This window comes from Microcoleus sp. B13-B6 (assembly GCF_036705405.1).
GTDB lineage: Bacteria > Cyanobacteriota > Cyanobacteriia > Cyanobacteriales > Microcoleaceae > Microcoleus.
Window position 1 is genome coordinate 21,307 of sequence record NZ_JAUBUJ010000101.1, and the last position, 11,268, is coordinate 32,574.

10 protein-coding genes and 1 pseudogene are annotated in these 11,268 nt (G+C 48.6%); 8 read left to right on the forward strand and 3 right to left on the reverse strand.

Features of this window, described 5'->3' with window-relative positions; translation table 11 throughout:
* The first annotated feature begins 28 nt into the window (after positions 1-28).
* From QUB35_RS31665 to QUB35_RS31695, 7 genes are all read left to right on the forward strand, one after another.
* Positions 29-1,462 (forward strand): hypothetical protein, encoded by a 1,434-nt coding sequence (locus tag QUB35_RS31665; protein ID WP_333145759.1) that lies wholly within the window; start codon positions 29-31, stop codon positions 1,460-1,462.
* Between the two features lie 411 nt (positions 1,463-1,873).
* Positions 1,874-3,457: a chloride channel protein gene (locus QUB35_RS31670; RefSeq protein ID WP_333145761.1), complete on the forward strand. Its 1,584-nt coding sequence runs from the start codon at positions 1,874-1,876 to the stop codon at positions 3,455-3,457.
* Positions 3,458-3,519: 62 nt separating this feature from the next.
* Positions 3,520-4,404 carry an Rpn family recombination-promoting nuclease/putative transposase gene (locus QUB35_RS31675; RefSeq protein WP_333145766.1) on the forward strand — a complete coding sequence of 295 codons (885 nt, stop codon included), beginning with the start codon at positions 3,520-3,522 and terminating at the stop codon, positions 4,402-4,404.
* 64 nt (positions 4,405-4,468) lie between these two features.
* Positions 4,469-5,371 (forward strand): Rpn family recombination-promoting nuclease/putative transposase, encoded by a 903-nt coding sequence (locus QUB35_RS31680; protein ID WP_333145768.1) that lies wholly within the window; start codon positions 4,469-4,471, stop codon positions 5,369-5,371.
* Between the two features lie 57 nt (positions 5,372-5,428).
* Positions 5,429-6,004 (forward strand): HAD family hydrolase, encoded by a 576-nt coding sequence (locus QUB35_RS31685; RefSeq protein WP_333055499.1) that lies wholly within the window; start codon positions 5,429-5,431, stop codon positions 6,002-6,004.
* 287 nt (positions 6,005-6,291) lie between these two features.
* Complete coding sequence (locus QUB35_RS31690) at positions 6,292-6,771, forward strand: J domain-containing protein (protein WP_333145770.1); 480 nt, start codon at positions 6,292-6,294, stop codon at positions 6,769-6,771.
* 83 nt (positions 6,772-6,854) lie between these two features.
* On the forward strand, positions 6,855-7,127 hold the full coding sequence (locus tag QUB35_RS31695) for a DUF3143 domain-containing protein (RefSeq protein WP_333102291.1): 273 nt from the start codon (positions 6,855-6,857) through the stop codon (positions 7,125-7,127).
* A gap of 138 nt (positions 7,128-7,265) precedes the next feature.
* Here QUB35_RS31695 and QUB35_RS31700 read toward each other — a convergent pair whose 3' ends face one another.
* From QUB35_RS31700 to lysA, 3 genes are all read right to left on the reverse strand, one after another.
* Complete coding sequence (locus QUB35_RS31700) at positions 7,266-8,012, reverse strand: isoprenyl transferase (protein WP_333145773.1); 747 nt, start codon at positions 8,010-8,012, stop codon at positions 7,266-7,268.
* A 20-nt stretch (positions 8,013-8,032) separates the two neighbouring features.
* Complete coding sequence (gene cdaA, locus QUB35_RS31705; RefSeq protein ID WP_333145775.1) at positions 8,033-8,926, reverse strand: diadenylate cyclase CdaA; 894 nt, start codon at positions 8,924-8,926, stop codon at positions 8,033-8,035.
* 230 nt (positions 8,927-9,156) lie between these two features.
* Positions 9,157-10,575: a diaminopimelate decarboxylase gene (gene lysA / locus QUB35_RS31710; RefSeq protein WP_333145782.1), complete on the reverse strand. Its 1,419-nt coding sequence runs from the start codon at positions 10,573-10,575 to the stop codon at positions 9,157-9,159.
* A 180-nt stretch (positions 10,576-10,755) separates the two neighbouring features.
* Here lysA and QUB35_RS31715 point away from each other — a divergent pair.
* Positions 10,756-11,268 (forward strand): annotated as a pseudogene (locus QUB35_RS31715) (hypothetical protein); the annotation flags it as partial.

The window sequence follows — 11,268 nt, forward strand, 5'->3', positions numbered from 1 at the left end:
AACCTAGTTCCTTCCTTCCCCTGCCCCTATGAAAAAACAGTTAAAATTTAAATTCCTGACGATCGCACTTATTGTAAGCTTAGCAATAATCGGTGTCGGATGCGATCGCATTTTCAAAAAACCATTTCAACTTCCCGCCTCAGCCCAACAAGAACCCTGGCCAATTCAAACAGGCCTCCGATCGGCCATCCTCCGCGAAAATATACCAACAGTCAACCGCGTAGTTTTAGTACCCGACGAAGCCACATTCTTAGCAGCCATCCAAAAATGGAATCTCAAAGGAAACTGGCCTATTCTCATCGAAGACCAAAAATATGCGCCCATGTTTTTGCAGCGCTTTCAACCCGAAGAAATAGTCCGTTTGCCAAGCATCAAACAGCAACTGCCAAAAAATCAAAAACTCCAGCAATTAATGCTCAACAGCGCAGCAGCCGCCTGGAATGCCACCGATACTCCAACCTTAAAAGCAAAATGGACGCAACTCGGCTGGGAACCCCCAGGAGTAGTAATCACATCAGAAAACGACCCCGCACGATCAGCAGCAGTTGCCTTAGCAGCCGCCCACGGCCAACCTTTAGTATTTGTAGAAGGCAACTTCGGGAAACCCAACGATACCCTCAATAACACACAGTGGAAAACTCTGCAACTAGCAGTTACAAAAGCTGTCGAATCAACCGGATATTTTTACTCTCAACTCGCAGACGCGATCGACACAATAACCATTGTACGCCAACTAGCAGTCAAATATCAATCTCCTGAAAAACCAGACGAACAACTAGCCGTTACCGACGGTTTGGGAAGACACCCCAACGGCGAACGCTGGGCGGCTGTTGGCTGGATTTACGGTTCCGAGGTGCGATCGATCTATCAAGCCATGTGTGCCATATTTCTCGACAGCCAAACAGCCATGCTTTATGACAGTTACCCCAAGGAAGGAAATTGGGCAAAATATGAAATGGAGGAAGCAGCTAGCGGACTAAAAACCATAGGTTTAAATGTCCAAGTAGTGCAGCAACCAGAATCTAGCCTGGAAAAGTGGAGGAGTTTAGCCTCAAAACCGTGGACATTTGACTTAATATTAATGAATTCCAAAGGCTATCCAAAATCATTCCAAGTGGGCAACGGCGACGCTTCAGTTGAAGATATACCAAAACTTCAATTTCCTGCCGCAATCCACATGATCCACAGTTGGTCAGCAGCAGCCCCCGATGACACAAACACCGTTGCCGGAAGGTGGCTAGAGAATGGTGCTTACGCATATATTGGCAGCGTCAACGAACCTTTTTTATCGGCATTTATTCCACCTAAATTAATGGTCGATCGCCTAAAGCGAGGAGCACCCTTTTTAATCGCAGCACGCCAGCTAGAATCCCCACCCTGGAAAGTCGCCACCATCGGCGATCCGCTAATGTCGATCGCCAAACCCCGGCCAAAAATTCCGCCCACTCAACAACCGATGTGATAGTATGCGCGAGCAAGGGATTTAAAATTGGAGATTTGAGATTTCTGGTTTGAGATTTGTGGTTGTTAGGTAAAATCTCCAAGCGCCAATTCTTTAATTTGAAAGTTGTTTTTTACTGAGTTATATGATATTGCGAGTTCAGTGAGGCGATCGACCTAAGCGCCAAAACTCTAAATATAGTTAATGAGGATTATCGCGAGAGTGTATCTAAGTTTGAATGTAACTGAGCATACAATCACGCCAAATCCGCCGCTCCTCAGAATCAGTCATTCCACCCCAGCGGCCAGCCAAAAAAATTTACCCTAAAATACGCCTTAATATAAGTTGTCAATTCCCCTAAAATCACTCAAAATGAAAATAAGAAATAAATTGTAATATTATATAACTTCTCACCGAAGAATTAACCGCTAAATGAGAGCCATCCCTCCTGTGGATCTGCCGCCACCCGGGCCAACCGCAGCAACTCCCCAAGCCTCCCGACTAAGCCCGCTATTCAACCGCCTGCACCCCAGTCCAGAAACCCTCCTGCTCATCCTCTCCCTAGTCATCGGGGGAGTTACGGGCGCAGGCGTCGTCACGTTTCACTACCTCATCCACTTCATCCACACCCTGATGCTGGAAGACTTCATGGGGGCGATCGCCTCGAAAGGCTCTTGGACGCTAGCCTGCATTCCCACCCTCGGCGGAGTCATCATCGGGCTGATGCGGTGGCGATTTCGGGACTTTGGCCCGAATATGTCTTCCTTAATTGCAGCCACCCGCGGGCTGCAAGAACTCTCCCCCCTCAAACCCATCACCAAAATGGTGGCAGCCTCAGTTTCCCTCGGCACCGGCGCATCCCTCGGCCCGGAAGCCCCCAGCGTCGAAATCGGCGCTAATTTTGGAATGCTGCTGGCTCAAGTCTTACAGCTCTCCCCAGAACGGCAGCGCTTGCTCCTGGGCGCCGGAGCAGCAGCAGGTTTATCGGCCGGGTTTAACTCTCCCATCGCCGGAGTGTTCTTTGCCTTAGAAGTCGTGCTCGGCAGCACCTTCGCCACTTCCTCAGTCAGCGTTGTCTTGCTCTCCGCCGTAGTTTCCGCGCTCATCGCTCAAATCTGCTTGGGAGCTCAGCCGGCCTTTTCTTTGCCGATATACGATGTCCGCAGCCCCCTAGAACTGCCTCTGTACATGGGATTGGGACTTTTGGCGAGCGGAGTGTCTCTAGCCTACACAGAAGCAATTCAATTAGCCGAGGCCTGTTTTCAAGGAAAAGTCCGAGGATTTGCTTGGCTCGGACGACTGCCCCGGCCACTTCACCCGATCATCGGCGGGGCAGGAGTCGGCTTAGTCGCCCTGCAATTGCCTCAAATTTTGGGTGTCGGCTACGAAACAGTCCAAGCAATGCTCCAAGATGTTAAATTTTCCTTGCCTTTGCTACTGCTGCTGCTGTTTGTCAAACTGGCGATGACCGCAATCAGCCTCGGCAGCGGTTTAGTTGGTGGCATCTTTGCTCCGGCGATGTTTTTGGGAGCTTCCCTGGGTTCGGCTTACGGCCTCTTTTTGGAAATGCTGCCGGCAATGAGCGATCGAGTCGCTGGCCCTGCCGCCTACGCAATGGTGGGAATGGCCGCCGTCCTCGCCGGCAGCGCCAGAGCACCGCTGACAGCCATCCTGTTGATGTTTGAATTAACCCGCGATTATCGGATTGTCTTGCCTTTGATGGCAGCAGTCGGATTGAGCGTTTGGCTGGTGGAGTGGGTCAACCGCCGATCGACAGCTCACAGCCTCAACCTTCAGCAAATGGGCGTAGACGTGGCTGTCAATACACCGATCAAAGCCAGAGAACAGTTGCAAGATTGGGAAGATGTTCTGGGCGATCGCATCGTCACAGAACTGATTTCTTGCCCAATTCCCCCCGACGGCGAACACAGGGACGATCAGCCTGTGCTGGCGATCGCCAATGCACATTTGCCGGAAAATGTCAAACCATTACCTGAAACAAAATCAGCAGTTTGACCCAGATCCAATCCCGTTGGTTCGTCACAAAACCAATAACCTCAAAGCTAAATCTGACAACTATGATATTTATCAACCCTAAAACGGATTATGCATTCAAAAAAATATTCGGTTCCTCAGAAAGCAAAGAGATTCTAATTAGCTTTCTCAACGCCTTAATTTATGAAGGAAATCCCACCATCCAAGACTTAGAAATTATCAACCCGAATCTACCACCCAAACTAGAAGGCTTAAAAGATAGTTATCTGGATGTGAAAGCCAAACTCAACGATGGCACTTTAGTAATTATTGAAATGCAAGTGCTCAACGTCCAGTCTTTTGGCAAGCGAGTTTTGTACAATGCAGCGAAAACTTATGCTTTTCAATTGGAAGCAGCCCAAGGATATCGCTTGCTGAAGCCAGTGATTGCCCTGACAATTACGGATTTTGAAATGTTTCCTAATAGCCCGGAATTTATTTCCCGATTTGTGTTCAAAGAAGTCAAGAAAAACTTTACGTATCCCGAAAACAATCTGGATTTAGTATTTGTAGAGTTGCCAAAGTTTACCAAAGGAGAGGAGGAACTTGAAACTTTAGCAGACAAATGGGTTTATTTCATGAAAAATGCGAGAAGTCTGACATCGGTTCCAGAAACAATGGATAGCATACCAGAAATACATGAAGCTTTTAATATTGCGAATCAAGCAAGTTTGAGCAGAGAGGAAGTGGAAGATTTGGACAGAAGAGAACAGTTTATTTATGACCAACAGGGAGCAATTATTAAGGCTGTTCAAGACGGCATAGAACAAGGCATAGAACAAGGCATAGAACAAGGCATAGAACAAGGAAAGCGAGAAGAAAAGCTGGCGATCGCGCGACAATTACTTTCACAGCTAGATAATGCCACGATCGCCCAAGTTACGGGGCTTAGCGTTGAGGATGTGCAAAATTTGCGGGGAGATTCTTAACCCCTTCCTACGAGCATAATTTACTGTACTGATTGAATTCATACCTACGGAAAAATTTATAACCATGATATTTATCAACCCGAAAACCGATTACGCCTTCAAAAAAATCTTCGGTTCCTCAGAAAGCAAAGAGATTCTAATTAGCTTTCTCAACGCCTTGATTTATGAAGGCAATCCCACAATTCAAGACTTAGAAATCATCAACCCGAATCTACCACCCAAACTAGAAGGCTTAAAAGATAGTTATCTGGATGTGAAAGCCAAACTCAGCGATGGCACTTTAGTAATTATTGAAATGCAGGTGCTCAACGTCCAGTCTTTTGGCAAGCGAGTTTTGTACAATGCAGCGAAAACTTATGCTTTTCAATTGGAAGCAGCCCAAGGATATCGCTTGCTGAAGCCAGTGATTGCCCTGACAATTACTGATTTTGAAATGTTTCCTAATAATAGCCCGGAATTTATTTCCCGATTTGTGTTCAAAGAAGTCAAGAAAAACTTTACGTATCCCGAAAACAATCTGGATTTAGTGTTTGTAGAGTTGCCAAAGTTTACCAAAGGACAGGAGGAACTTGAAACTTTAGCAGACAAATGGGTTTATTTCATGAAAAATGCGAGAAGTCTGACATCGGTTCCAGAAACAATGGATAGCATACCAGAAATACATGAAGCTTTTAATATTGCGAATCAAGCCAGCTTGAGCAGAGAGGAAGTGGAAGATTTGGACAGAAGAGAACAGTTTATTTATGACCAACAAGGAGCAATTCTTAAGGCTGTTCAGGAAGGAATAGAACAAGGCATAGAACAAGGCATAGAACAAGGCATAGAACAAGGACGAGAAGAAGGAATGCGAGAAAAGGCGATCGCGATCGCTCGACAATTACTCTCACAGCTAGATAATGCCACGATCGCCCAAGTTACGGGGCTTAGCGTTGAGGATGTGCAGAATTTGCGATCGGGCGATTCATAGTTTAAAGTAATTGGGTATAGGAGTGGAGCTCGACATAGTGATCAACGATTTTTGATTATGGATTATAGAAAAAAACTATTGATCCTCGATCTTGATGAAACTTTAATTTATGCTGCCGAAGCATCTCTCCCTCGGCAAGCTGATTTTTTAGTGGAGCCATATCACATTTACAAACGACCGTTTCTAGATGTCTTTTTGAAAAATTGCCTGGACTGGTTTGATGTGGCAGTTTGGACATCTTCTTCGCCGTCTTATGCGAGCGCAATTGTCTCAGCCCTCTTTGAAAATCCTAAAACTTTATCGTTTGTGTGGGCAAGCGATCGCTGCACAGTTGCTTACGATATGGAATGGTTGGAATATTACAATCGCAAAAATCTCAAAAAGGTCAAGCGCAAAGGGTATCGTCTAGAGTCAATCATTGCAGTGGATGATACACCTCAAAAGTGGGAGCGCAGCTATGGCAATCTGGTGCGAGTAAACCCCTTTGAGGGGGAGGAGACGGATGATGAATTGAAGTATTTGCTGCTTTACTTGGATCAACTCAGATATGAAGAAAATATCCGCAGTGTCGAGAAAAGGTTCTGGCGAAATCGGCTTATCCGATCCATCGGTGAGTCATATCAAATCCGTTGACATCGGAATTATTATCTCTCTCTTCTCTTTCTCTGTGTCCTCTGTGCCCTCTGTGGTTTAATCATTCCGATATAACCGGAATTGATATCAGATATCTCAAACACTTCGTCAAGTCCCATAACAAATCGATGAAGCCGACGGCATGAATATCTTGGTGCTGAGTTTGATGTTACTTGCCGTCGCCTTACGCCCACCCTCAACCCCTCGACATCGCAGATAGTGGCGCTACCCTCAAATCTGCTCTAAAATAATCAAAAATTATAAACAACAAGCCCAGAGGCGCTGAGGTGACTCCTAACGAGGGAACGGCAAACAGCGAAAGTCAGAAAATACCCGGCAAAACCCCCTTGGGTTCTAGTTACTACGGCTTGTTAGGGCTGCATCCTTCAGCCTCAGCGATCGAAATTCGGCGATCGTACCGGGAACTGAGCAAACTCTACCATCCCGATACCACCGAGCTGCCACCCGCAGTCGCCACCGCCAAATTTCAGCAGATCAACAACGCCTACGCCACCCTCAGCAACCCAGAACGTCGCCTCGCCTACGACCTCAAAATAGGCTATTCTCGCCTGAACGTGATTGGGCCACCCCCAGGCTTCAATACTCCGGTTTCGGGATCGGGCAAAAAAACTTCCAACTCCGCTTACCTAGATCCCACGGATCGACCTCTTTCCCCCGGAGAAATGTTCGCTCTGTTTATCATGGGAGCTAGCTTAATCGGATGTTTGGTACTGGCGATCGCGATCGGCTTAATTCGCGGCAATTAAACCCTCAAATCCCAAATCTCCAATCTAAAATCCCAAATCCCAAATCCCAAATCTAAAATCTAAAATCTAAAATCTAAAATCCCATGACTCTTCCTTCCGCCGACACTCCTTTGTACAACCACCCACTCCCGGAAATCGAGCAGTGGCTAAAAAGCCGCGGCTGCCAGCAAGATCGGCGAGAACTCCACTGCTGGCAGATCGATCGACCTACCTGGAAAGCAGAACTCTCCCTTGATATCGACCAACTCACCGTCCGCTACATCGATGCTGGAGCCGACGGCCAAGACATTCAGCGAGCATTCAAATACTCCCTCTCACGTCAGGACATTGAAGCGGCCGTTTTCTCCGGCCCCTAATTTGATTTTAGATTTTAGATTTTAGATTTTAGATTTGTCCTCCAATCTAAAATCTAAAATCGTTATGTTGAGTAGGAGATGACCTACTTGGAAACTGAAAAATCAACCAAAAAATCCCAAATCCCAAATCCCAAATCGTTAGACTTTGCCAAATCGGCGGTTGCGTTGCTGATAATCAGACAAAGCGCGGTGAAACTCCGATCGATCAAAATCCGGCCACAGCGTCTCAGTAATGTAAATTTCCGAATAAGCCATTTGCCATAGTAAAAAATTGCTCAACCGCATTTCCCCGCTCGTCCGGATCAGCAAATCCGGGTCACAAACATCAGCAGTATACAAATAGCGTTTAAATAAAACCTCATCAATCTCCTCCGGCTGCAACTTGCCCTCTTTCACCTGAGTGGCGATCGCCCGACAAGCTTGTACAATCTCCTGACGCCCCCCGTAATTCGTCGCCACCGTAAACAAAATCCCCTGATTGTGCTGAGTGGCCGTCACAGAACGCTCGATTTCCGCCTGCAAAGACTTCGGCAAAGCCTGCAAATTCCCCATAAATTGAATTTGCACGTCCTCGTCCACCATCTCCCGCAATTCTTGCCGCAACTTTCCCTCAAACAAACTCATTAAAAAATCCACCTCTCCGGCCGGCCGCCCCCAATTCTCCGTCGAAAAAGCATAGGCCGTTAAAGCTGGAATCCCCCAATCTTTGCAGCAGCGCAGTAGTTCCTTCAGAGTGCTAGCCCCTCGGCGGTGTCCCGCAATCCGCGGCAACCCCCTCTTCTTAGCCCAGCGCCCGTTCCCGTCCATAATCACTGCTATGTGCTTAGGCAGTAGTTCCTGTTGCAGATCCTCCGGCAACTTTTCCAAGCAAATTCCTTGACTCATGGTTTCTCCCGATTACCCGACTAACGGCGCAGTATCCGTTTTAATAGCGTCACTCCCTTCAATCCTATCTGGCGTCCGAGATTGCCGATCGGAATTGGAGCCACAACTCTTTCTCCCTCGGACGGAAACAGCTTTGCTTCCAGCAATTCCTTAAGTTTGCTGCTAGTCAAAGGTCGATTTAAAGTTCCCATCTGGGCTAAAGAAATAGAACCCGTTTCCTCGGACACCACCACGCACACGCAAGCTTGCACCCGTTCCGTAATGCCCATCGCCGCCCGGTGGCGGGTTCCCAACTGCCGCGACGCGGTGCGATCGGACAAAGGCAAAATTACCCCCGCCGACACGATCCGCGAACCTCGAACCAAAACAGCTCCGTCGTGCAGCAAAGTTTGCGGCTGAAAGATAGTCTGCAACAATTCTTTAGAAACTTCAGCATTTAGCTTTAATCCCGGCACAGAAAAATCCCGATCGTCGATCGGAGAATCTGTTTCTATAATTAGTAAAGCGCCCGTGCGGTTTTGCGAAAGTTCTTTTACTGCTTCCACAATTTCATCTATTACGCTGTCCGGTTCGGGAGTTGGTCGGCGATCGCGTCCAAACAATTGCCGAAATTCCCCCCGACCCAATTGTTCCAGAAATCGGCGAAACTCCGACTGCAATATTACCGCCATTGCGACAGCCGAACCAGTCACCAAGCTGTTGAGGGCAACGTGCAACAGCCTCAATCCAGCCCAGTTGCTCACCGCCGCCGCCAGCATCAAAATGATAAATCCCCGTACCATCCACAGCGTTCTGCGCTCGCCAACAATGACGAGCACCAAATACGCAAGGGCAAAAACCAGTCCAATATCGATCCCTTGAATCAATAAGGACTGAACGAGGGGCAAGTTAAAGCCAGATTGTTGATTGTTCATGGTTCATCGAACGCTACCGCCTGTGAACCGCGAACCGTGATGCACTCGAACCCATGAACCATGAACAGTTGTTATAAGGAATATGCTGAAAATCCCCGTGTTTTTAGACCGGGAAGTGTCAATCCAATCGCGTGACTGAACAAGGCAAAAGTTAAAAGTGAAAAAGCAATCGTCACTAAGTAAACATGGATTGTCTTTCTTTTAACTTTTAACTTTTAACTTCTAAGTTTTTACTTTGGAGCTCCGAGTCGTTCAGGAAGGCGGTCAAGCCTCAGCAAATCCTGGTAAGTTTCCCGCTGTATAATCGTGTTAACTTCCCCATTTCTCACTAAAACCGCTGCCGGTCGGGGTACTCGGTTGTAGTTAGAAGCCATGCTGTAATTGTATGCCCCTGTGGCCGTAACCGCGAGGACATCTCCGGCATGACACTCTGGCAATTTGGCATCTTTAATCAGAACATCGCCTGACTCGCAGTGTTTCCCAGCAATTGTCACTGTTTCCGTTAAGGCAGCAGACATTTTACCGGCTGCGAGGACTCGATAAACTGATTGATAGGTAATAGGACGCGGATTGTCGGACATCCCGCCATCTACAGCTAAATACGTCCGCATTCCCGGAATGACTTTTTGAGAGCCAACGGTGTAAGCTGTAACGCAAGCTGTACCCACGAGCGATCGACCCGGTTCGCAAAGCAATTTTGGTAAGGGCAATTGCTGCCGCTCGCAAGCTGCTACCACTGCGGAGCAAATTGTACGAGCCCAATCTTCAATGCTGGGAGGATCGTCCGCTTCAGTATAGCGAATGCCCAACCCGCCGCCAATATTAATTTCTGTTGCTGGCAAACCATAACTCTGTGCTTTTGTCAAGGCCTGAATTATGACTTCGGCTAAATCGTCATGGGGTTGCAGTTCAAAAATCTGAGAGCCGATGTGAGCGTGCACTCCCACGCAAAATAACGACGATTGTTGGCTGATGAAAGTAAATACTCGATCGAGCGAGTTGGGATCAAAGCCAAATTTACTGTCGATTTGACCCGTCTGAATGTACTCGTGGGTGTGACACTCAATTCCAGGAGTAAACCGCACCATAACTCGTGTCGGCCCACCTGTGAGGCTGCGGACACCGGATTCTCCCAACTCTGCTAGAGTCTCTAAATCCCGCCAATTGTCCGCTACGGTAATGCAGCCGCTTTCGACAGCTAGCTGCAGTTCCTCGCGGGACTTGTTGTTACCGTGGAAGTAGATTTTGTCGGGGCCCACGCCGGCTTGCAGTGCAGTGTAGATTTCTCCGGCGGATACGACATCTATCCCTAAACCTTCCGAAGCTGCGATCGCGCAAACTGCCAAACAACTCCAAGCTTTAGAAGCATAGAGCACTTGAGATTCGCCCGGATAGTAACGCTTAAAAGCATCCCGGTACTGGGTACAAGCCGCCCGCAGCGTTTCTTCGTCTAAAATGTACAACGGCGAGCCAAATTGCTCCACCAAAGCTGTCACCTCGCAGCCTCCGATTTCCAACCGATCGCTGCTGTTAACACTGGCTGTCAGCGGTAACAGTTGTTGATTTGGCGATCGAGTTTGCAGGGCTTGTTGAGACTCAGACAGATACTTAAGTCCCGATTCCACCCCGAAAGATTGAGTTGATACCATCGCGCAATAACTATCCTTACGGTCTTTCCCAGTGTACAATTGACGGCAAGCAATTGGGTCAGTTGCCCCCAGATTCATTCCGCAAGCAGGCTGACTGACTGAGACTCGATCGAACTGGAGCATCCTTGCAGTGAGTAATTATCAAATCTAAAATCTCAAATCTAAAATTTAAAATCGTCTGTGCGTTTTCTACAAATTAAACATCTCGCGGCAGAACACCTCAACAGTGCAGTCGAACTCGATCGACTTTGTTTTGGCGGACTTTGGGCGATCGAAGGCTACAGGCGCGAGTTAGACAGTCCTAACAGCGATTTATTAGGTTTATGGACATGGGAGGGGGCGGGCACGGGGGCACCGCCCCTACAGATTCGGGCGGGCACGGGGACACCGCCCCTACAGATTCGGGCGGACACGGGGGCACCGCCCCTACAGATTCGGGCGGACACGGGGACACCGCCCCTACAGATTCGGGCGGGCACGGGGGCACCGCCCCTACAGATTCGGGCGGGCACGGGGGCACCGCCCCTACAGATTCGGGCGGGCACGGGGGCACCGCCCCTACAGATTCGGGCGGGCACGGGGGCACCGCCCCTACAGATTCGGGCGGGCACGGGGGCACCGCCCCTACAGATTCGGGCGGGCACGGGGGCACCGCCCCTACAGATTCGGGCGGGCACGGGGGCACCGCCCCTA